The 20,979-nt window shown below is 61.0% G+C and carries 20 protein-coding genes; 17 read left to right on the top strand and 3 right to left on the bottom strand.

The window, feature by feature from the left end; all coding sequences use genetic code 11:
* Window positions 1-109: 109 nt before the first annotated feature.
* A complete protein-coding gene (locus tag TU73_RS26740) occupies window positions 110-1,108 on the bottom strand; it encodes an AraC family transcriptional regulator (RefSeq protein ID WP_057014674.1) in 999 nt (332 codons plus the stop codon).
* Between the two features lie 338 nt (window positions 1,109-1,446).
* Here TU73_RS26740 and TU73_RS26735 point away from each other — a divergent pair, with 338 nt between their 5' ends.
* The 3 genes from TU73_RS26735 (at window position 1,447) to TU73_RS26725 (ending at window position 4,479) form a co-directional block, all read left to right on the top strand.
* Window positions 1,447-2,778, top strand: coding sequence for a dicarboxylate/amino acid:cation symporter (locus TU73_RS26735; protein ID WP_057014673.1), 1,332 nt, complete (start codon window positions 1,447-1,449; stop codon window positions 2,776-2,778).
* Window positions 2,779-2,911: 133 nt separating this feature from the next.
* Entirely contained in the window at window positions 2,912-3,898 is a 987-nt protein-coding gene (locus TU73_RS26730; RefSeq protein ID WP_057014672.1) for an XdhC family protein, read from the top strand.
* Window positions 3,895-4,479, top strand: coding sequence for a nucleotidyltransferase family protein (locus tag TU73_RS26725; RefSeq protein WP_057014671.1), 585 nt, complete (start codon window positions 3,895-3,897; stop codon window positions 4,477-4,479). The genes TU73_RS26730 and TU73_RS26725 overlap by 4 nt, the downstream gene beginning before the upstream one ends.
* A gap of 174 nt (window positions 4,480-4,653) precedes the next feature.
* On the opposite strand, the gene rne is transcribed toward TU73_RS26725, so the two are convergent.
* On the bottom strand, window positions 4,654-7,812 hold the full coding sequence (gene rne / locus TU73_RS26720; RefSeq protein ID WP_173668897.1) for a ribonuclease E: 3,159 nt from the start codon (window positions 7,810-7,812) through the stop codon (window positions 4,654-4,656).
* A gap of 759 nt (window positions 7,813-8,571) precedes the next feature.
* Between rne and rluC the strand changes: the two genes are divergently transcribed.
* The 3 genes from rluC to TU73_RS26705 are packed head-to-tail and all read left to right on the top strand — an operon-like array spanning window position 8,572 to window position 11,185.
* On the top strand, window positions 8,572-9,531 hold the full coding sequence (gene rluC, locus TU73_RS26715; RefSeq protein ID WP_003175615.1) for a 23S rRNA pseudouridine(955/2504/2580) synthase RluC: 960 nt from the start codon (window positions 8,572-8,574) through the stop codon (window positions 9,529-9,531).
* Window positions 9,518-10,180 (top strand): HAD-IA family hydrolase, encoded by a 663-nt coding sequence (locus TU73_RS26710; protein ID WP_057014669.1) that lies wholly within the window; start codon window positions 9,518-9,520, stop codon window positions 10,178-10,180. Before rluC ends, TU73_RS26710 begins: the two co-directional genes overlap by 14 nt.
* Window positions 10,181-10,201: 21 nt before the next feature.
* Window positions 10,202-11,185 carry a S49 family peptidase gene (locus TU73_RS26705; RefSeq protein WP_057014668.1) on the top strand — a complete coding sequence of 328 codons (984 nt, stop codon included), beginning with the start codon at window positions 10,202-10,204 and terminating at the stop codon, window positions 11,183-11,185.
* Window positions 11,186-11,316: 131 nt separating this feature from the next.
* On the opposite strand, the gene TU73_RS26700 is transcribed toward TU73_RS26705, so the two are convergent.
* The gene (locus TU73_RS26700; protein ID WP_057014667.1) at window positions 11,317-11,895 is read right to left on the bottom strand and encodes a Maf family protein; all 579 of its coding nucleotides are present in this window, start codon (window positions 11,893-11,895) and stop codon (window positions 11,317-11,319) included.
* Window positions 11,896-12,000: 105 nt separating this feature from the next.
* Here TU73_RS26700 and TU73_RS26695 point away from each other — a divergent pair, with 105 nt between their 5' ends.
* The 11 genes from TU73_RS26695 (at window position 12,001) to TU73_RS26645 (ending at window position 20,947) form a co-directional block, all read left to right on the top strand.
* Window positions 12,001-12,531, top strand: coding sequence for a YceD family protein (locus TU73_RS26695; protein ID WP_032893131.1), 531 nt, complete (start codon window positions 12,001-12,003; stop codon window positions 12,529-12,531).
* A gap of 13 nt (window positions 12,532-12,544) precedes the next feature.
* Entirely contained in the window at window positions 12,545-12,727 is a 183-nt protein-coding gene (gene rpmF, locus TU73_RS26690; RefSeq protein WP_003179396.1) for a 50S ribosomal protein L32, read from the top strand.
* A 4-nt stretch (window positions 12,728-12,731) separates the two neighbouring features.
* Window positions 12,732-13,742 (top strand): phosphate acyltransferase PlsX, encoded by a 1,011-nt coding sequence (plsX, locus tag TU73_RS26685; RefSeq protein ID WP_082642674.1) that lies wholly within the window; start codon window positions 12,732-12,734, stop codon window positions 13,740-13,742.
* 125 nt (window positions 13,743-13,867) lie between these two features.
* Window positions 13,868-14,806 (top strand): ACP S-malonyltransferase, encoded by a 939-nt coding sequence (gene fabD, locus TU73_RS26680; RefSeq protein ID WP_057014665.1) that lies wholly within the window; start codon window positions 13,868-13,870, stop codon window positions 14,804-14,806.
* Window positions 14,807-14,830: 24 nt separating this feature from the next.
* Window positions 14,831-15,574 carry a 3-oxoacyl-ACP reductase FabG gene (gene fabG / locus TU73_RS26675; protein WP_003189275.1) on the top strand — a complete coding sequence of 248 codons (744 nt, stop codon included), beginning with the start codon at window positions 14,831-14,833 and terminating at the stop codon, window positions 15,572-15,574.
* A 191-nt stretch (window positions 15,575-15,765) separates the two neighbouring features.
* Complete coding sequence (gene acpP / locus TU73_RS26670; protein ID WP_003175607.1) at window positions 15,766-16,002, top strand: acyl carrier protein; 237 nt, start codon at window positions 15,766-15,768, stop codon at window positions 16,000-16,002.
* A 128-nt stretch (window positions 16,003-16,130) separates the two neighbouring features.
* Window positions 16,131-17,375, top strand: a complete 1,245-nt coding sequence (gene fabF, locus TU73_RS26665) for a beta-ketoacyl-ACP synthase II (RefSeq protein ID WP_057014664.1) — start codon at window positions 16,131-16,133, stop codon at window positions 17,373-17,375.
* Window positions 17,375-18,190 carry an aminodeoxychorismate lyase gene (gene pabC / locus TU73_RS26660; protein ID WP_057014663.1) on the top strand — a complete coding sequence of 272 codons (816 nt, stop codon included), beginning with the start codon at window positions 17,375-17,377 and terminating at the stop codon, window positions 18,188-18,190. The genes fabF and pabC overlap by 1 nt, the downstream gene beginning before the upstream one ends.
* Window position 18,191: 1 nt before the next feature.
* A complete protein-coding gene (gene mltG, locus TU73_RS26655) occupies window positions 18,192-19,313 on the top strand; it encodes an endolytic transglycosylase MltG (protein ID WP_057014662.1) in 1,122 nt (373 codons plus the stop codon).
* Between the two features lie 19 nt (window positions 19,314-19,332).
* Window positions 19,333-19,965 carry a dTMP kinase gene (gene tmk / locus TU73_RS26650; RefSeq protein ID WP_057014661.1) on the top strand — a complete coding sequence of 211 codons (633 nt, stop codon included), beginning with the start codon at window positions 19,333-19,335 and terminating at the stop codon, window positions 19,963-19,965.
* Window positions 19,958-20,947 (top strand): DNA polymerase III subunit delta', encoded by a 990-nt coding sequence (locus tag TU73_RS26645; RefSeq protein WP_057014660.1) that lies wholly within the window; start codon window positions 19,958-19,960, stop codon window positions 20,945-20,947. The genes tmk and TU73_RS26645 overlap by 8 nt, the downstream gene beginning before the upstream one ends.
* Window positions 20,948-20,979: the final 32 nt, after the last annotated feature.

Here is a 20,979-nt window from a genome sequence, read left to right as displayed (position 1 = left end):
AGGCAAGCCAGCTCCCACAGTTGATCGGGTTTACACAATTGGATGTGTGAATACATTCAAATGTGGGAGCTGGCTTGCCTGCGATGAGGCCCTCCCAGCCAATACACCTCTAACTCTCCTGCGCTCTGTAGGCCCCCGGCGTCAACCCCGTCCATTTCTTGAACGCCCGATGAAACGCCGACGGTTCGGAAAACCCCAACTGTTCGGCAATTTCCTGCAAAGACAAATCCGCCCGCCCCAAGTGGTAAATGGCGATATCTCGGCGTAACTCATCCTTCAAAGCCTGAAAACTCGTGCCTTCTTCGCGCAGGTGCCGGCGCAGGGTTTGTGGGCTGATGTGCAGGTGCTGGGCGACGGCTTCCAGGTCTGGCCAGGGCGTGCGGTCGCGGCTCAGCAGGCGGCGCAACTGGCTGCTCAGGCTGTCGCCTTCATCCGGCCGCGACAGCAAGTCGGCAGGGGAACGCTGCAAGAAGTGCTTGAGCGTGCGTTCATCCTGCAACAGCGGCAGGCTCAGGTAGCGTCTGGGAAACACCAGGCTGCTGTTCGGCGCACCGAACACCTGGGGGCAGGGGAACAACAGGTCGTATTCACCGGCATGGGCCGGCGTGGGGTAACTGAAGGTTGCCTGCTGCAGCCGGATTCGCTGGCCGATCAACCAACTGCCCAGGCGATGCCAGATCACCAGCAGGCATTCACTGAGGAAGTGGTCAGGGTCCCATAACTGCGAGTCGTCCAGGCTCAGGCGCGCCATATCGCCTTCTTTGGTCAGCTGCCAGCGTGGGCCTTGTGGGAACAGGCTATAGAACAATAAGCCGCGCTCCAGCGCCTTCTCCAGTGTGCGGCAATGAATCAGCGCGTGGCACATCATGGCGAAGGTGCCACGTTTGCTCGGCCCATCGGCGAACCCCAGGTACTCGTCATCCAGCTCCAGCCAGAGCATTTGCAGCAGCCGGGTGAATTGCTCCGGTGCAATGCGGGCGCGAGGCTCGCTCAGCAGTTCAGGGGTGATGCCCACCTGCTGCAACAACTCCGAGTAGTCGTAACCGGCTCGACGCGCACCGCCGAGGGCTGCTCGGGCGTAGTGACTGGCGATGGTACGTTCGCGCATGCAGGGGCCTCGTCCATGGAGTGGCGGATGGTAGCCATCCCCCGGCCGAGCCACAAGGCGGATATCCGCCAAATTGTAGGACGAGACTAGGTGAGTGGGCGGAAATCCGCCACCTGGCTGCATGGCTCAGGATAGGCAATAACGTCTCTAGCCCTGATGTTTAAAGGCCTTCAGCGTATTTGCGCAAAGTGGCACGCTGTTTGCGATAAGCGTTACAGCGCAGGCTTTGTCTTACAGGCTTCGCCAACAACAAATCCCTCCAGTGCAGGAGGGTTCGCAATTCAAGTGTCGTGGGCAATGGCGGATATTTGCCCCCGGGACGTTTGAGGAACTTTGCAATGACGACTCGTCAGCCAATCTACAAATCCCTGTATTTCCAGGTGATCGTCGCAATCGTTATCGGTATTTTGCTCGGCCACTTCTACCCGCAGACCGGCGTGGCCCTCAAGCCACTGGGTGATGGCTTTATCAAGCTGATCAAAATGGTCATCGCCCCGATCATCTTCTGCACCGTGGTCAGCGGCATCGCTGGCATGCAAAGCATGAAGTCGGTGGGCAAGACCGGTGGCTATGCGCTGCTGTACTTCGAAATCGTCTCCACCATCGCCCTGCTGATCGGCCTGGTCGTGGTCAACGTCGTGCAACCGGGTGCGGGCATGCACATCGATGTAGCGACCCTGGACGCCTCCAAAGTGGCGGCCTACGTCACCGCCGGTAAAGACCAGAGCATTGTCGGCTTTATCCTGAACGTCATCCCGAACACCATCGTCGGCGCCTTCGCCAACGGCGATATCCTGCAAGTGCTGATGTTCTCGGTGATCTTCGGTTTCGCCCTGCACCGCCTGGGCGCCTACGGCAAGCCGGTGCTGGACTTCATCGATCGCTTCGCCCACGTGATGTTCAACATCATCAACATGATCATGAAGCTCGCTCCGATCGGAGCCTTGGGTGCCATGGCATTCACCATCGGCGCCTACGGTGTGGGTTCCCTGGTGCAGCTGGGCCAGCTGATGATCTGTTTCTATATCACCTGCGTCCTGTTCGTGGTCGTGGTACTCGGCGCCATCTGCCGCGCCCACGGTTTCAGCGTATTGAAGCTGATCCGCTACATCCGTGAAGAACTGCTGATCGTGCTGGGTACCTCGTCTTCCGAATCCGCATTGCCACGCATGCTGATCAAGATGGAGCGCCTGGGTGCGAAGAAGTCGGTGGTCGGCCTGGTGATCCCAACCGGCTACTCATTCAACCTCGACGGTACGTCGATCTACCTGACCATGGCTGCCGTGTTCATCGCCCAGGCGACCGACACCCACATGGACATCACCCACCAGATCACCCTGCTGCTGGTGCTGCTGCTGTCTTCCAAAGGCGCGGCGGGCGTGACCGGCAGTGGTTTCATCGTACTGGCTGCGACCCTGTCGGCCGTAGGCCACTTGCCGGTGGCCGGCCTGGCGCTGATCCTGGGTATCGACCGCTTCATGTCCGAAGCCCGTGCCCTGACCAACCTGGTGGGTAACGCCGTTGCCACCATCGTTGTGGCCAAGTGGGTCAAGGAGTTGGACACCGACAAGCTGCAAAGTGAGCTGGCGTCCGGCGGTACCGGTATCTCCGACACCCGCGAAGAAGATGACCTGGGTGTGGCCGAAGGCCCGGCGCCTGTCGTCAAGTAAGTGGCTGCTGGCGTGAACTGACGCCAACGCTATCCGCAAACGCCCCGACTGGTTCGGGGCGTTTGCGTTTCTGGCGGGATACAACGGATATTTTTGGTTTACAGTGAGCGCGACAGTACTTACCGGAGGCCTGATGGACAGTGTGGATCTGAACGTCCTGCGCAGCGTGCTGCAATGGCGCCGCGCCGGGCAGCGCGTGATGTTGTACAGCGTGGTGCAAACCTGGGGCAGCGCGCCGCGCCCGCCGGGAGCAATGTTGGCCCTGCGCGGTGATGGCGTGGTGATTGGCTCGGTGTCGGGCGGTTGCATCGAGGATGACTTGATCGCGCGCCTGCAAGACGGCCGCTTGCCTGCTGACGGCCCGGCCGTGCAGTTGGTGACCTACGGCGTCACACGCGATGAAGCGGCACGTTTTGGCCTGCCCTGCGGCGGCACCCTGCGGCTCACCGAGGAGCGCGTGGAAGAGTGGGGTTGGGTCGAAGCGCTGCTGGCGCGTTGTGAAGATCATCAGATTGTCGCTCGCGAGCTGAACCTGGCCACCGGCGAAGTGACCTTGAGCGCCGCCAGCAAGACCGACGTGGTGAGCTTCGACGGCGAACGCTTGCGTGCCATCTACGGCCCGCGCTGGCGCCTGCTGTTGATCGGCGCCGGGCAGCTGTCGCGCTACGTAGCGGAAATGGCGCGCCTGTTGGATTTTGAAGTGCTGATCTGCGACCCCCGCGAAGAGTTCGTCTACGGCTGGGAAGACCAGCATGGCCGCTTTGTGCCGGGCATGCCCGACGAGGCGGTGTTGAATATTCATACCGATGAACGCACGGCTATCGTCTGCCTGACCCACGATCCACGTCTGGATGACATGGCGTTGCTGACGGCGCTGAACTCCACAGCGTTCTATATCGGCGCCCTGGGTTCGCGGGTCAATACCCAAAAGCGTCGGGAGAACCTGGCCGCGCTGGGCCTGTCGGCGGAGGCCATCGCGCGTTTGCACGGGCCGATCGGCCTGCACATCGGCAGCCATACGCCGGCGGAAATTGCGCTGTCGCTGATGGCGGAAATCGTTGCGATCAAGAACGGGGTGGCACCGATGCAAAAAAAGCCTCTGGCAGTGGAGGCCGAGTGATGGTGGCGGCGATTGTGCTGGCGGCGGGGCAGGGCAGTCGTTTTCGCGCTGAAGCCGGAGCGGATCAAGACAAATTGCTCGCTGCGTGTGTGGGGCTGGATGGCGTTAGTCGGCCGGTCATCGAGCAGGTGCTGCGCAACTTGCCTGAGCGTGTTGTAACGCGCTGGCTGGTGACGTCGCCGGGGCGCGGGGAGGTTATCCGCCTGGCAGAGGCTTATGGCTGTCAGGTTGTACTGCTGGACTCGAGCGGGATGGGCGACAGCATTGCGGCGGCAATCAAGGCCAGCGGTGCAGCGGATGGGTGGCTGGTGGTGTTGGGGGATATGCCGTTTATCCAGTCATCGAGTATCGAACGGGTGATTGCCAGCATGGAGGGCATCACTGTACCGGTATCTGCCGGGCAGTACGGGCACCCGGTGGCTTTCGATCACACGTTTGGGCCGGCGCTGATGGCTCTGAGTGGGGATCGTGGGGCCAGGCCGTTGTTTGCGCAAACACAGGTGCGAGAGGTGCAGGTAGATGATCCTGGTGTGCTTTGGGATGTGGATGTGCCGCAACGGTTGAGTTTTACTGCAGGTTAAGTGTGGGAGCTGGCTTGCCTGCGATCGCGGTGTATCAGCCACAGCCATGCTGACTGAATCGACGCTATCGCAGGCAAGCCAGCTCCCACAGTGATTGCATTCCAAGTCGAGATAATCAGCCATAAAAAAGCCCCGCCTGATCACTCAGGCGGGGCTTTTTAGTGGCTTATGGAATCAGACGAGGGGTTTAGGCTCGTGCTCTGCTTCGTGGGCCTTGTGCTCTACCGCCTTGGCTGCGGCTGCAGCAGCTTCGGCTTCCTTGCGGCGACGACGCACTTCACGTGGGTCATTCGGCGCACGGCCGTTTTCGGTGAGAGCGCTTGCAGGTGCAGCTTCAACCACAGGGGCGACCACTTCGGCAACCACCGGGGCTCCAACTTCAACTACGGGCGCAGGCTCCGCAACCGGCGTCGGCTCAACCACTGGGGCTGGCTCGGCGACGACTTCAGCAACCGGTGCCGGTGCTTCGTCTACCACTGGGGCAGGCGCTGGCGCTTCAACCGGTGCGGCAGGTTCGGCAGTCCACTGGAAGGCGGTCTGTTCTTCGCGAACTTCACGCACAGCCGGGGCAGCTTCTTCGACCACCGGAGTTTCTACAGCCGCTTCGACTACTGGCTGAGGCTCAACCACTGGAGCTGGTTCAACGGCAACCACGTCGGTTTCCGGCTGTACATCGCGAACCGGTGCAACTTCCACTTCCGGAACCGCTGGGGCTTCGACAGGGGTAGTGGCTTCAACGACTGGCGCTTCAACAACCGGCGCTTCAACCACTGGGGTTTCGGCGGCTGGCGCTTCTACTGCAACGGTGTCTTCGACCGCAGCGGTAGCGCGTTCGGCTTGCTCGTGGGCCTGGGCCTCAGCAGGGGCGCTGATGACCGAGCTGGCAACGGCAGCGGTAACGGCCAAGCCGGCAGCCAGTTCGGTGCTTGTTGGTTCGTTGTTGGCAGCTTCTGCGTTTTCGCCGGCTTCTTCCGAGCCTTCGATCACATTGCCGTTGGCGTCACGTTGACGCTCACGACGGTTGCTGCGACGACGCTGGCCACGGGAGCGGCGGCGTGGACGATCGCCTTCGGCGTTGTCCTGGCCGTCTTCCTGCAGGTGCTCTTCGCCGGTCAGTACTTCTTCTTCGCTGGCGGCAGCGGCTTGCTCAGCGCGTGGTTGACGCTCCTCACGCGGTGGGCGCGGCTGGCGCTCTTCACGCGGGGCGCGCTCTTCACGCGGCTGGCGCGCCGGGCGTTCTTCGGTGCTGGCTGCAGCGCCAGCAGCAACGGCTGGTGCGGCGTCCAGCGGCTCACGCAGTTCACGCACGCGCTCTTCGCGCTCGCCACGCGGCTTGCGATCTTCACGGGGGGCACGTGGGGTACGTGGTGCGCGCTCTTCACGCGGTGCACGTTCTTCACGGGCGACGGCCGGGGTGTCTTCGCGGGCTTCGCGAGGCGCACGCTCTTCACGTGGTGCGCGCTCTTCACGCGGGGCACGTTCTTCGCGAGGCTTGCGCTCTTCGTCACGGCGACCGTTGCGGTTACGGCTCTGCTGACGACCGTTGCGACGTTCTTCGTTGCGCGCCGGGCGCTCGGTGGCAGGCTTTTCGACCACTACCGGGGCAGCAGGCTCTTCCTTGGTGGCGAACAGGCTGACCAGCGATTTCACCAGGCCCTTGAACAGGCTTGGCTCAGGCAGGGCGGCCGGGGCGGCAACCGGAGCAGCGGCTTCGGTCGGCATCGGTGCATTGGCACGGGCCGGCGCGGTCTTCACGGCGGCTTCCTGGCGAACCAGGGTGCGGGTCGCGGCCGCTGGCTGGACTTCTTCCACTTCGGCAGCGGCAGCAGCGATTTCATAGCTGGACTGGCCGCTATGGGCTTCCGGGCTGTCATCACGCAGGCGCTGGACTTCGAAGTGCGGCGTCTCGAGGTGATCGTTCGGCAGGATGACGATACGGGCACGGGTGCGCAGTTCGATCTTGGTGATCGAATTGCGTTTTTCGTTAAGCAGGAAGGCGGCAACCGGAATCGGCACTTGCGCACGCACTTCGGCGGTGCGGTCTTTCAGGGCTTCTTCTTCGATCAGGCGCAGGATCGCCAGGGACAGCGATTCAACGTCACGGATGATGCCGGTGCCGTTGCAACGCGGGCAGACGATGCCGCTGCTCTCGCCCAGGGATGGACGCAGGCGCTGGCGGGACATTTCCAGCAGGCCGAAGCGCGAGATGCGGCCGACTTGCACGCGAGCACGGTCAGCTTCCAGGCATTCGCGGACTTTCTCTTCCACGGCGCGCTGGTTCTTGGCTGGGGTCATGTCGATGAAGTCGATCACGATCAGGCCGCCGATATCGCGCAGGCGCAGCTGGCGGGCGATTTCTTCAGCCGCTTCCAGGTTGGTCTGCAGGGCGGTTTCTTCGATGTCGCTGCCTTTGGTGGCGCGCGCCGAGTTGATGTCGATGGACACCAGGGCTTCGGTCGGGTCGATGACGATGGAGCCGCCGGAAGGCAGTTCGACCACGCGCTGGAAGGCGGTCTCGATCTGGCTTTCGATCTGGAAACGGTTGAACAGCGGTACGCTGTCTTCGTACAGCTTGATCTTGCTGGCGTACTGCGGCATCACCTGGCGGATGAAGGTCAGGGCTTCGTCCTGGGCTTCAACGCTGTCGATCAGCACTTCGCCGATGTCCTGGCGCAGGTAGTCGCGGATGGCGCGGATGATCACGTTGCTTTCCTGGTAAATCAGGAATGGCGCGGAACGATCCAGGGACGCTTCTTTAATGGCGGTCCACAGTTGCAGCAGGTAGTCGAGGTCCCACTGCATTTCTTCGCTGCTGCGGCCCAGGCCTGCAGTGCGAACGATCAGGCCCATGTCGGCCGGTGCGACCAGGCCGTTCAGCGCTTCACGCAGTTCGTTGCGCTCTTCGCCTTCGATGCGACGGGAAATGCCGCCGGCACGCGGGTTGTTCGGCATCAGCACGAGATAACGGCCGGCGAGGCTGATGAAGGTGGTCAGGGCGGCGCCCTTGTTGCCACGTTCTTCTTTTTCGACCTGGACGATGACTTCCTGGCCTTCGCTCAGGACGTCCTTGATGTTCACGCGGCCTTCGGGGGCTTTCTTGAAGTATTCGCGGGAGATTTCTTTAAGGGGCAGGAAGCCGTGGCGCTCGGAGCCGAAATCGACAAAGGCAGCCTCAAGGCTTGGTTCGATGCGAGTAATACGGCCTTTATAGATGTTGGCCTTCTTTTGCTCGCGTGCACCGGATTCGATGTCCAGGTCGTAGAGGCGTTGGCCATCTACCAGTGCAACACGCAACTCTTCGGGTTGAGTTGCGTTAATCAGCATTCTTTTCATGTTGTACCGTCGGTTTCCGGGCTGCCGGAAACGGCGTTCGGCACACACGACTTCTCACGGTCGGTGTCAGGTGCGTCAAGAGTGGTTGGCCACTCCAGTGTCCAGCAATAACCGGCCAATTGGGCCGCTATCGCGACGGACGCGTCCTGCTCGTTAGCGGTGGTGACAAAGGCACCACTTCAACAAAAGCTAAGGTCAGGAGGAGGAATCAACCGGCGACTGTGGACGAGATGAAGCGTCTAAATATAAGCCTAGTGCTACACAGTCCGACGGTTGTGCATCTCCACCCTACACGTATCCCTGATAATTCGGGTGCTGCCGCGCGCAGAATCCGCAGCGGGTTGGCATTTACCGTGTTCTCCAATGGGGAGTCCACGCTCATGGCTAAACAAGACTAGGTGTGGGCGGTTGCGCTCTCACTCAGCTCTTAACAGGCGTTGTTTCCGAAGCATTCACCATGGTCTGGCTCAAAACTGACTGCACTTTGTGAACTGGCCGTAAATATCGGCGCAAAAGGCGAGTATTCACTCTGCTTTCTGCACTCGCTTCAGGCCTCATGTCACCTGCGCTTGTTACAATCTTGAGCCTTCCAGGGTGGCGAAAGCCCCGTAGGACGGCCTCGCGTCCTGATGAATTGCGATGGTCAGGGCCGGCAGTTTGCCGCATGTCCTCTGTCCAGGCCGCTTTTGGCGGCGTTCGCGACTATAGCAGTAATGATTAAGTGCTTCAATTCCATAAAAAATTGTTATCATCGCCGCCATGACGACTACCGCCCCCCCGACCCCCAGCGTCCAGCTGCTTGAGGTCTCGCCGGAATATGCCGGCCAACGCATCGACAATTTTCTCCTGGCCAGGCTCAAAGGCGTGCCCAAGACCTTGATTTACCGCATTTTGCGTAAAGGCGAAGTGCGCGTGAACAAGGGGCGCATCAAGCCTGAGTACAAGCTGCAGGCCGGCGATATCGTCCGTGTGCCGCCTGTGCGCGTGCCTGAGCGCGACGAACCGGTGCCGCTGGCCCAAGGGCTGTTGCAGCGCCTGGAAGCGTCGATCGTGTTCGAAGACAACAAGCTGATCGTGATCAACAAGCCCTGCGGCATTGCTGTTCACGGCGGCAGTGGCCTGAATTTCGGCGTGATCGAAGCCTTTCGCCAGTTGCGCCCGGATGCCAAGGAGCTGGAACTGGTCCATCGCCTTGACCGTGATACCTCCGGCCTGCTGATGATCGCCAAGAAGCGCAGCATGTTGCGCCATCTGCACACTGCCCTGCGTGGCGATGGCGTGGACAAGCGCTACATGGCGTTGGTGCGCGGTAACTGGGCCAGTTCGATCAAGAGCGTGCGTGCGCCACTGCAGAAAAGCAACCTGCGTTCCGGCGAGCGTATGGTCGAGGTGGACGAGGAGGGTAAGGAAGCCCTGACGCTGTTCAAGGTGCTGCGCCGTTTCGGCGACTTTGCCACCATGGTCGAGGCCAAGCCGGTCACTGGCCGCACCCACCAGATTCGTGTGCATACCCTGCATGCGGGCCACTGCATTGCCGGCGATACCAAGTACGGCGACGAGGGTTTCTCCAAGGAAATCCGCGACCTGGGCGGCAAGCGCCTGTTCCTGCACGCCTATATGCTTACGGTGCCGCTGCCCGATGGCGGCGAGCTGAAATTGCAGGCGCCGGTCGATGAAATGTGGGCCAAGACCGTGGAGCGTTTGAGTGTCGCACCTTGACTACAAGCTGCTGATCTTCGATTGGGACGGGACGCTGTGCGATTCCATTGGTCGGATTGTCGAGTCGATGCACATGGCGTCAACCCGTTCAGGCTATGAGTTATGCAGCGACCTGGCGGTTAAAGGCATCATCGGCCTGGGCTTGCCTGAGGCCATTCGCACCCTGTACCCGCAGATCGGTGACCAGGAACTGATAGCGTTCCGGCAACACTATGCCGATCACTACATCGCTCTGGAAGCCGAGCCGTCGCCGCTGTTTGACGGCGTCCGGCAATCCTTGGCGGCGTTTCGCGCCGAGGGCTATCACTTGGCTGTTGCTACCGGTAAGGCTCGCCGTGGCTTGGATCGTGTGCTCAAGGCCCATGGTTTCGAGGATTATTTCGACATCACCCGCGCCGCGGATGAAACCGCCAGCAAGCCTCATCCTCTGATGCTGGAGCAGATCCTGGATCATTGCGGTGTATCGCCGCGCCAGGCATTGATGGTGGGTGACGCGTCCTTTGATCTGATGATGGCGCGCAATGCCGGCATGGACAGCGTGGCGGTCAGTTATGGCGCCCAGGCTGCCGAGGCGTTGCAGCAATACGAGCCGAGGCTGACGATTGATCATTTTTCTGAATTGCAGGCCTGGCTCAGCCGGGCCCGATAAGTCTTTGCTGGGGTTAATGGCATGAGTGACGAGTGGAAGGCGCCTGAAAAGGCCGAGAGCAGTGATGATAAAAGCTGGAAGCTGCTGGAGAAGACCCTCCTGGCCAGCGTCCAGGAGCAGCGGCGTTCACGGCGCTGGGGGATTTTCTTCAAGCTGCTGACTTTTGTGTACCTGCTCGGCATGCTGGCGCTGTTCAGTCCGCTGATGGACATGGAAAAGAGCGCCACCCGCGGCAGTCACTACACCGCCTTGATCGAGGTGCGCGGAGTGATTGCCGACAAGGAACCCGCCAGTGCCGACAATATCGTCACCAGCCTGCGTGCGGCGTTCGAAGACCCCAAGGTCAAGGGCGTCATCCTGCGTATCAACAGCCCAGGCGGCAGCCCGGTGCAGTCGGGCTATGTGTATGACGAGATTCGTCGCCTGCGTGCCCTGCATCCGGATACCAAACTCTATGCAGTGATCTCCGACCTGGGCGCCTCGGGGGCCTATTATATCGCCAGTGCCGCAGACCAGATCTATGCAGATAAGGCCAGCCTGGTTGGCTCCATTGGGGTGACGGCAGCCGGTTACGGGTTTGTCGGCACCATGGAGAAGCTGGGGGTGGAGCGGCGCATCTATACCTCCGGCGAGCACAAGGCGTTCCTGGACCCGTTCCAGCCGCAGAAGGCGGATGAAACCGCGTTCTGGCAGGGCGTGCTCGACACCACCCATCGCCAGTTCATTGCCAGCGTGAAGCAGGGGCGTGGGGATCGATTGAAGGATAAAGACCATCCGGAGCTGTTCTCCGGGCTGGTGTGGTCGGGCGAGCAGGCATTGCCGCTGGGCTTGATCGATGGCCTGGGCAGTGCCAGTTCGGTGGCGCGAGATGTGGTTGGCGAGAAGGAGTTGGTGGATTTCACGGTTGAGGAATCGCCGTTTGATCGCTTCTCCAAGAAGCTTGGAGCCAGTGTGGCGGAGAAATTGGCGCTGTACATGGGTTTCCAGGGGCCGACGCTACGCTGAAATTCCAAGCTTTGTGTAGATCAACTTTGGGAGCGGGCTTGCCCGCGATAGCGATGGATCAGTCAATATAAGTGTCGGCTGGCACACCGCTATCGCAGGCAAGCCCGCTCCCACATTGTTTTACGATGGTTTCAAGGGATCTGTACGCCTTCGGTCAGCAACATGTCCACCAGTCGAATCAATGGCAGCCCTACAAGGCTGGTCGCATCCGGCCCTTCCGTGCTCTGGAACAGGCTCACGCCAAGTCCCTCGGCCTTGAAGCTGCCTGCGCAGTCATACGGCTGTTCAATTCGCAGATAGCGCTCAATACGCTCTGCATCCAGTTCGCGCATATGTACGGTAAACGGCACGCAGTCCACCTGGCAGCGCCCAGTCTCGCTGTTGAGCAGTGCCAGGCCAGTGAGGAAACTCACGCGCTTGCCACTGGCCGCCAACAACTGTTCGCGGGCATTTTCGAAAGTGTGGGGTTTGCCGATGATTCGCCCCTCTAGTGCAGCCACCTGATCCGAGCCGATGATCAAATGCCCTGGATGGCTGGCGGCGAGGGCGCGGGCTTTTCCTTCGGCCAGGCGCTTGACCAGTTCGGCGGCGGGTTCATTCGGGCGATGGCTTTCGTCGATATCCGGCGAGCTGCAGGTGAACGGCAGGTGCAGGCGGCTCAGTAATTCCCGGCGATAAACCGAGCTGGACGCGAGTAATAAAGGCAGCATATACGTCTCCTCAAGGCAGTCGCCGATTCTAGCGACGTGACCGGCTGACGCACAGGGCTGAATTTCCTTTGACATGGCCGGGTGCATCCCTATAATGCTGCGCCTATGTTGAATGACCCGATTCCACCTCACGTTGACCCGCGCAAATTGGCTGATCGTGGCACCACCCTTCAAGGTGAAGTGCTGCTGGCCGATTTGGAGAGACTCTGCGACCCGCTTTCCGACACTGTCGGTACGGTGCAGGCACAATTCGTTTTTGAACGAGATGAACGTAAATCTGTGGTAATCCACAGCGTTATCGACACCGAAGTCAAAATGGTTTGCCAGCGTTGTCTTGAGCTGGTCACCCTGCCGATCCACAGCGAATGCAGTTATGCTGTGGTGAAAGAGGGTGCGAATACCCAGTCGTTGCCGAAAGGTTATGACGTGCTGGAACTGGGCGAAGATCCATTGGATCTGCATGCACTGATCGAGGAGGAGCTTTTGCTCGCCTTGCCCATTGTGCCTGCTCATCATCCGGAAGAATGCCAGCAGCCGGAGGGTCTCGATGACGAGGCCGAGCCGAGCGAGGACGAGGTAACGCGGTCCAACCCGTTCAGTGTATTGGCGCAGTTAAAGCGTGACCCAAACGTTTAGGAGTTAATCAATTATGGCTGTTCAGCAGAACAAAAAATCCCGCTCCGCCCGTGACATGCGCCGTTCGCACGACGCTCTCGAGGCAAGCACCCTGTCCGTGGAAAAGACCACTGGTGAAGTTCACCTGCGTCACCACGTATCGCCAGAAGGCGTATACCGTGGCCGTAAAGTGATCGACAAGGGCGCTGACGAGTAATCACTTGTCTGCTCAAGTCATCGCGATTGACGCAATGGGCGGGGACTTCGGTCCCCGCAGCATTGTTCAGGCCTGCATTGCCAGCCTGTCTGCAACGCCCTCGCTGCACCTGACCCTCGTCGGTCAACCCTCCCTTCTTGAAGAACTGATTGCCAGCCATCCGGCGGTGGATCGCGCGCGCCTGACGATTACGCCAGCCAGTGAAGCCATCGGCATGGATGAAAAGCCGGCGGTTGCCCTGCGTGGCAAACCCGATTCTTCAATGCGGGTGGCCCTTGAATTGCTGCGTGATGGCAAGGTGCAAGCCTGTGTCAGTGCCGGCAACACGGGCGCGTTGATGGCCTTGTCCAGGCATGTGCTCAAAACCCTGCCAGGTATTGATCGGCCAGCAATGGTGGCGGCAATCCCGACACAAAAGGGTTATTGCCAGCTGCTGGACCTGGGTGCCAATGTCGATTGCAGTGCCGAGCACCTGCTGCAGTTCGCCGTGATGGGCTCGGTGGCCGCCGAGGCGCTGGGCGTGGCCCGACCCAGGGTTGCCCTGCTGAATATCGGCACCGAGGACATCAAGGGCAACCAGCAGGTCAAGCTTGCCGCTACCTTGTTGCAAGGCGCGCGGGGCTTGAACTATATCGGCTTTGTCGAAGGTGACGGCTTGTACCGTGGCGAGGCCGATGTGGTGGTGTGTGACGGTTTTGTCGGCAACATATTGCTCAAGTCCAGCGAAGGCTTGGCGACCATGATTGCCTCGCGTATCGAGGCGTTGTTCAAGCGCAACCTGGCGTCGCGCATGGTGGGTGCCTTGGCGCTGCCGTTGATGCGCCGCCTGCAGGCTGATCTGGCGCCGGCTCGGCATAATGGCGCGAGCTTCCTGGGATTGCAGGGCATTGTGGTAAAAAGCCATGGCTCGGCAGGTGTCGAGGGCTTCCAAAGCGCGATTGCGCGGGCCTTGATCGAAATCCAGGAAAACCTGCCGCAACGCTTGCACGGCCGTCTTGAGGATCTGTTGCCTTAGGCGAATTGGCCCGGGAGTGCTTAAATGTGACCGGCCAGTTCAATTGACCATCCAATCTGTCAGTTTTGTTCGCTCCCACCATGGGCGCGATCATTTTGACGACCAGATCATTAGGGGCTTGTTACATGTCTACATCCCTCGCATTCGTCTTTCCAGGGCAGGGTTCGCAGTCCCTCGGCATGTTGGCCGAGCTGGGCGCGCAATTTCCGCTGGTACTGGACACCTTCAAGGAAGCTTCCGACGCCCTGGGTTACGACCTCTGGGCACTGACCCAGCAAGGGCCGGAAGCACTGCTCAACCAAACCGATAAAACCCAGCCAGCCATCCTGACCGCCTCGATCGCCCTGTGGCGCTTGTGGCTGGCCGAAGGCGGCGCGCGTCCGGCATTCGTCGCCGGTCACAGCCTGGGCGAATACAGTGCTCTGGTTGCAGCAGGCAGCCTCACCCTCGGTGAAGCGGTCAAGCTGGTGGAGCGTCGTGGCCAATTGATGCAGGAGGCCGTACCGGCCGGGCAGGGCGGCATGGCCGCTATCCTGGGCCTGGAAGATGCTGACGTGATTGCTGCCTGCGCCGAAGCGGCCCAGGGCGAGGTGGTCAGTGCGGTGAATTTCAACTCCCCGGGCCAGGTGGTAATCGCTGGCGCCAAGGCGGCTGTGGAGCGTGCCATCGAAGGCTGCAAGGCCCGTGGTGCCAAGCGTGCCTTGCCATTGCCGGTGAGCGTACCGTCCCACTGCGAGCTGATGCGCCCGGCGGCCGAGCGTTTTGCCGAGTCCATCGCTGCCATCAACTGGCAGGCGCCACAGATCCCGTTGGTGCAGAACGTCAGTGCCGCGGTTGCACCCGACCTCGAGACTCTCAAGCGCGACCTGCTGGAGCAACTCTACAAGCCTGTGCGCTGGGTTGAATCGGTCCAGGCCCTGGCCGCCAACGGCGCTACCGAACTGGTCGAGTGCGGCCCGGGCAAAGTCCTGGCGGGCCTGAACAAGCGTTGCGCCGACGGTGTGTCGACCGCCAACCTCAACACCCCTGAAGCCTTCGCTGCCGCCCGCGCGGCACTGGCCTGAATTGCGAAATTAGGAGAAGCCTGCATGAGTCTGCAAGGTAAAGTTGCACTGGTTACTGGCGCAAGCCGTGGCATCGGCCAGGCGATCGCCCTGGAACTGGGCCGTCAGGGCGCCGTTGTGATCGGCACCGCCACTTCCGCCTCGGGCGCCGAGCGTATCGCCGCGACCTTGAAGGAAAATGGCGTGCAGGGCACCGGCCTTGAGCTGAATGTGACCAGCGATGAGTCCGTGGCTGCCGTATTGGCCCAGATCACTGCTCAGTTCGGTGCGCCGGCTATTCTGGTGAACAACGCCGGCATCACCCGTGACAACCTGATGATGCGCATGAAAGACGACGAGTGGTACGACGTGGTCGATACCAACCTGAACAGTCTGTTTCGCCTGTCCAAGGGCGTTTTGCGCGGCATGACCAAGGCGCGTTGGGGCCGAATTATCAATATTGGCTCCGTAGTGGGTGCCATGGGCAACGCAGGCCAAGTAAACTATGCCTCCGCCAAGGCCGGCCTGGAAGGTTTCAGCCGCGCACTGGCGCGTGAAGTCGGCTCGCGGTCGATTACGGTCAACTCGGTGGCCCCAGGGTTCATCGACACCGATATGACCCGCGAGCTGCCGGAAGCACAGCGTGAAGCCTTGCTGACGCAGATTCCGCTGGGCCGTCTGGGCCAGGCCCAAGAGATCGCGAATGTGGTCACTTTCCTGGCATCCGACGGTGCGGCATACGTGACTGGGGCTACAATCCCGGTTAACGGCGGGATGTACATGAGTTAAATTGTGACGGATCGCTTCAAAAAAATGTCATACGAGCTGTCTAAAATCCGTTATAAAGCTGCAACTTAATTTATAGGCAGATGGTCGGCCGGGTACAGGGTGAAGCTTTCAGTTGAAAAGCTGAAATGGCTTTCTATACACTTACCCACTGGCCAGCTGCCTGAATTTGTCCATTAGGAGTTAAACAAGGTATGAGCACCATCGAAGAGCGCGTCAAGAAAATCGTCGCCGAGCAACTGGGCGTTAAGGAAGAAGAAGTGGTCAACACTGCTTCCTTCGTAGAAGACCTGGGTGCCGATTCCCTTGACACCGTTGAGCTGGTGATGGCTCTGGAAGAGGAATTCGAGACCGAAATCCCGGACGAAGAAGCTGAAAAAATCACTACTGTTCAAGCTGCCATCGACTACGTTACTAGCCACCAGGCGTAATAGTTTGTAGTCGTCGCTTGCTGTCAGGGAAAAACCGCACTGCTGTAACGGCGTGCGGTTTTTTCTTTAAGCGGTGATGAAAAGCAAGCTGCGAAGCGAAGTGTCGTCATTAGAAAAAGGAGAGTGCTGTGTCGCGTAGACGCGTCGTAGTCACCGGTATGGGTATGTTGTCGCCACTGGGCACGGATGTGCCAAGCAGTTGGCAGGGCATTCTGGCTGGCCGCAGTGGTATTGGTCTGATCGAACACACGGACCTTTCTGCCTATTCCACCCGTTTTGGCGGCTCGGTAAAGGGTTTCAATGTCGAGCAATACCTCTCGATCAAAGAGTCCCGCAAGCTCGACCTGTTCATTCAATACGGCCTGGCCGCCGGTTTTCAGGCAGTGCGTAATGCGGGCCTGGAAGTCACCGACGCCAACCGTGAGCGCATCGGCGTGGCCATGGGGTCGGGTATTGGCGGCTTGACCAATATCGAAGAAACCAGCCGCACCCTGCACGAATCCGGCCCTCGTCGAATTTCACCGTTCTTCGTACCGGGCTCGATCATCAATATGATTTCCGGCTTCCTGTCCATCCACCTGGGGGCACAGGGGCCTAACTACGCCATTTCGACGGCGTGCACCACGGGCACTCACTGCATCGGCATGGCGGCGCGCAACATCGCCTATGACGAAGCGGATGTGATGATCGCCGGTGGCGCCGAAATGGCCGCCTGCGGCCTGGGCATGGGCGGCTTCGGCGCCTCCCGTGCGCTGTCGACCCGCAATGACGAACCGACCCGTGCCAGCCGTCCGTGGGACAAGGGCCGCGACGGCTTCGTACTGGCCGACGGTGCCGGTGCCCTGGTACTCGAAGAGTTGGAGCACGCCAAGGCGCGTGGCGCCACCATCTACGCCGAGCTGATCGGCTTTGGCATGAGCGGCGACGCCTACCACATGACCTCGCCACCGTCCGACGGTGCCGGTGCTGCGCGCTGCATCACCAACGCCCTGCGCGATGCGAAGGTCAACCCCAACCAGGTGCAGTACATCAACGCCCATGGTACTTCGACGCCGACCGGCGACCTGGCGGAAGCCGAGGCCATCAAGTCGGTGTTCGGCGAGCACGCCTACCAGCTGGCGGTCAGTTCCACCAAGTCCATGACCGGCCACCTGTTGGGCGCGGCAGGCGCGGTGGAGGCGATCTTCAGCGTGATGGCGATCAAGGATCAGGTCGCTCCGCCGACCATCAACCTGGATGAGCCGGACGAAGGCTGCGACCTGAACTTCGTGCCTCACGAAGCGCAACCGATGCCGATCGACGTGGCGATTTCAAACTCGTTCGGTTTCGGTGGCACCAACGGGTCCCTGGTGTTCCGCCGGTTCGCCGAGTGATGCACAGCTGGGTCGACGGTCAACCAGCGGACTCCGTGCCCCTGAAAGATCGCGGCCTGGCATATGGCGATGGCTTGTTCGAGACCATCGCCGTCAAGGCCGGGCAGCCGCTGTTGCTCGACCGTCACCTGCAGCGCCTGAATGAGGGCTGCAGGCGTTTGGCCTTGGTTGCCGACCACGGTGTGATTCGCAGCGAAGTGCTGGCCTATGCCGCCGCCCTCGGCGATGGTGTCCTCAAGTTGATCCTTACCCGTGGCGACAGCCTGCGCGGCTATGGTCTCAACCCTGGCGCTCCGGTGCGCCGTATCTTGCAGGGCAGTGCGCCCGCGACTTATCCCCCCGCCCATGGTGTCGAAGGCATCCGCCTGTTTCCGTGCGCGACCCGCTTGGCCGAACAGCCGATGTTGGCCGGTCTCAAGCACCTCAATCGTCTGGAGCAAGTGCTCGCACGCGCAGAATGGCAAGATGCCGATCATGCCGAGGGCTTGATGCTGGATATGTCCGGTCGGGTTATCGAAGGCGTGTTCAGCAACTTGTTCCTGGTGCGCAACGGCTTGTTACTAACCTCTGACCTGAGTCGATGTGGCGTGGCCGGCGTGATGCGTGCCGAGCTGCTGGCCCAGGCCCAAGCGCTGGGCATCCCGGTAGCCGTGGCCGACGTCAGTGTCGAGCAGTTGCGACAGGCCGATGAAGTCTTCGTCTGCAACAGCGTATATGGCATTTGGCCGGTGCGCGGGTGCGCTGCGATGAGCTGGTCGGTTGGGCCGCTCACCCGTAAACTGCAGGGTATTGTTCGCGCGCTATTGGATATTTGAGTTGATACGAAAACTGGTTTTACTGCTGCAGATCAGTCTGGTCTCGGCGGCGTTGCTCGTGGGTTTTTCGGCCTGGAAACTCGACTCTGCCCTCAAGCAGCCCTTGAAGCTGTCCCAGGAGCTGTTGCTCGACGTACCGGCTGGCGCTACCCCGACGGGCACCTTCAATCGTCTGGAAGCTGACGGTGTGCTCGACGATGCCTTCTGGCTGCGCCTGTACTGGCGCTTCAATCTCGAAGGCCAGCCACTGCACAGCGGCGAATACCGCATGACTCCCGGTCTTACCGCCGAGGGGCTGATTGGCCTGTGGCAGCGTGGCGAAGTGGTGCAGTACAGCCTGACGCTGGTGGAAGGCTGGAATTTCCGCCAGGTGCGCATGGCCCTGGCCAAGCACGAAAAGATCGTGCAGACCCTTCCAGGGCTGACTGACAGTGAAGTAATGGAAAAGCTCGGCCACCCGGGTGTATTCCCCGAGGGGCGTTTCTTCCCCGACACTTATCGCTTCGTGCGCGGCATGACCGATGTCGAATTCCTGAAAAAAGCCTACACCCGCCTGGACGATGTCCTCGCTCAGGAGTGGAGCAAGCGTGCCGCCGATGTGCCGTACACCGACCCTTACCAGGCGCTGATCATGGCGTCCCTGGTGGAGAAGGAGACCGGTGTACCGCAAGAGCGTGGGCAGATCGCCGGTGTGTTTGTGCGTCGCATGAAGATCGGCATGTTGCTGCAGACCGATCCCACCGTGATCTACGGCCTGGGTGAGCGCTACAACGGCAAGTTGACCCGCGCCCACCTCAAGGAAGCCAACCCTTACAATACCTATATGATCGCCGGCCTGCCGCCGACACCCATCGCCATGGTCGGTCGCGAGGCCATCCACGCGGCGCTGAACCCGGCACCGGGCAGCAGCCTGTATTTCGTCGCCCGTGGCGATGGCAGCCATATTTTCTCGGATAACCTGGATGCGCATAATGCCGCCGTGCGCGAGTTCCAGCTCAAGCGGCGTGCCGACTACCGCTCCAGCCCGACGCCGGTGGTAAAACCACTGGACGACGCAGCCCCACCCGGCGACGCACCGATCGAGCCCGCGCCGGACACCATCGTGCCGCAAAGCCCGCAATGACTCTGACTAAGGACTGCCCGTGACTGGCTTGTTTATTACCCTGGAAGGCCCGGAAGGCGCCGGCAAAAGCACGAACCGTGACTACCTGGCCGAGCGCCTGCGTGCTCAGGGCATCGAAGTGGTGCTGACCCGTGAACCCGGTGGTACGCCACTGGCCGAGCGGATTCGCGACGTCCTGTTGGCCCCGGGCGACGAGCTGATGAACCCGGACACCGAGCTGCTGCTGGTATTTGCCGCCCGTGCCCAGCACCTGGCCGAAGTAATCCGCCCGGCCCTGGCACGCGGTGCGGTGGTGATCTGTGATCGTTTCACCGACTCTACCTACGCCTACCAGGGCGGTGGCCGAGGCTTGTGCCTGGAACGCATTGCTACCCTGGAAACCTTCGTGCAGGGGGATGTGCGCCCCGATCTGACCCTGCTGTTCGACCTGCCGGTGGAAGTGGGCATGGCTCGCGCCAGTGCCCGGGGGCGCCTGGATCGTTTCGAGTTGGAGGGGCAGGCATTTTTCCAAGCTGTGCGCAGCGCTTTCCTGCAGCGTGCCAAGGCTGAGCCTGCGCGTTATCACCTGCTGGACGCCGCCCAGCCGCTGGCCCGGGTGCAACAGGCCATCGACGCACTGTTGCCGACACTGTTGGAGCGCACCCGTGGCTGAGTCCTACCCATGGCAGGACAGCCTCTGGCAGCAACTGGCCGGGCGTGCCCAGCATGCCCATGCCTATTTGCTGCATGGGCCGGTGGGCATCGGTAAACGCCACCTCGCCGAGCGCCTGATGGCCAGCCTGTTGTGCCAGCGCCCGGTCAATCTGCTGGCTTGCGGAGAGTGCAAATCCTGCCTGCTGCTCAAGGCCGGCAGTCACCCGGACAACTATGTGCTGGAACCGGAGGAGGCGGACAAGGCGATCAAGGTCGACCAGGTGCGTGACCTGGTCAGCTTCGTGGTGCAGACCGCGCAGATGGGCGGGCGCAAAGTGGTGTTGATCGAGCCGGTCGAGGCGATGAACATCAACGCTGCCAATGCCTTGCTCAAAAGCCTCGAAGAACCCTCCGGCGATACCGTGCTGTTGCTGGTAAGCCACCAGTCCAGCCGTTTGTTGCCGACTATTCGCAGCCGCTGCGTGCAGCAGGCCTGCCCATTGCCGAGCGAGGCCATGAGCTTGCAATGGCTGGCGCAGGCGTTGCCGGAGTGCACCCCAGACGAACGCATCGAATTACTGACCCTGGCGGCCGGTTCGCCCTTGGCGGCAGTCAAGCTGCAAGCCCAGGGCGTGCGTGAGCAGCGGGCGTTGGTCGTGGATGGCGTGAAGAAGCTGCTCAAGCAGGAACTGTCCGCCACTCAGCTGGCCGAAAGCGCCTGGAAGGACATCCCCCTGTTGCTGTTGTTCGACTGGTTCTGCGACTGGTCCAGCCTGATCCTGCGCTACCAGCTGACCCAGGATGAAAACGGCTTGGGCCTGGCGGATATGCGCAAAGTCGTGCAATACCTGGCGCAGAAAAGTGCCCAGGACAAAGTGCTGAACATCCAGGACTGGATTCTTGCCCAGCGCCAGAAGGTACTCGGCAAGGCCAACCTCAACCGCGTGCTGTTGCTCGAGGCGCTGCTGGTGCAGTGGGTCGGCCTGCTCGGGCGGCGTTAATTTCCGTGGCCGACGGGTGTATCGTTGGCCAG

This window comes from Pseudomonas libanensis (assembly GCF_001439685.1).
Taxonomy (GTDB): Bacteria; Pseudomonadota; Gammaproteobacteria; order Pseudomonadales; family Pseudomonadaceae; genus Aquipseudomonas; species Aquipseudomonas libanensis.
The sequence above is the reverse complement of the archived record's forward strand: the minus strand, read 5'-3'. Positions and strand labels throughout refer to the sequence as shown.

Excerpts from the sequence above, each read along its gene's own strand:
- pabC (WP_057014663.1), top strand. The coding sequence starts at position 17,375 with ATGCACAGCTGGGTCGACGGTCAACCAGCGGACTCCGTGCCCCTGAAA.
- fabG (WP_003189275.1), top strand. The coding sequence starts at position 14,831 with ATGAGTCTGCAAGGTAAAGTTGCACTGGTTACTGGCGCAAGCCGTGGC.
- rpmF (WP_003179396.1), top strand. The coding sequence starts at position 12,545 with ATGGCTGTTCAGCAGAACAAAAAATCCCGCTCCGCCCGTGACATGCGC.
- TU73_RS26695 (WP_032893131.1), top strand. The coding sequence starts at position 12,001 with ATGTTGAATGACCCGATTCCACCTCACGTTGACCCGCGCAAATTGGCT.
- TU73_RS26740 (WP_057014674.1), bottom strand. The coding sequence starts at position 1,108 with ATGCGCGAACGTACCATCGCCAGTCACTACGCCCGAGCAGCCCTCGGC.
- TU73_RS26705 (WP_057014668.1), top strand. The coding sequence starts at position 10,202 with ATGAGTGACGAGTGGAAGGCGCCTGAAAAGGCCGAGAGCAGTGATGAT.
- TU73_RS26700 (WP_057014667.1), bottom strand. The coding sequence starts at position 11,895 with ATGCTGCCTTTATTACTCGCGTCCAGCTCGGTTTATCGCCGGGAATTA.
- TU73_RS26730 (WP_057014672.1), top strand. The coding sequence starts at position 2,912 with ATGGACAGTGTGGATCTGAACGTCCTGCGCAGCGTGCTGCAATGGCGC.
- acpP (WP_003175607.1), top strand. The coding sequence starts at position 15,766 with ATGAGCACCATCGAAGAGCGCGTCAAGAAAATCGTCGCCGAGCAACTG.
- TU73_RS26735 (WP_057014673.1), top strand. The coding sequence starts at position 1,447 with ATGACGACTCGTCAGCCAATCTACAAATCCCTGTATTTCCAGGTGATC.
- fabD (WP_057014665.1), top strand. The coding sequence starts at position 13,868 with ATGTCTACATCCCTCGCATTCGTCTTTCCAGGGCAGGGTTCGCAGTCC.
- rne (WP_173668897.1), bottom strand. The coding sequence starts at position 7,812 with ATGAAAAGAATGCTGATTAACGCAACTCAACCCGAAGAGTTGCGTGTT.
- rluC (WP_003175615.1), top strand. The coding sequence starts at position 8,572 with ATGACGACTACCGCCCCCCCGACCCCCAGCGTCCAGCTGCTTGAGGTC.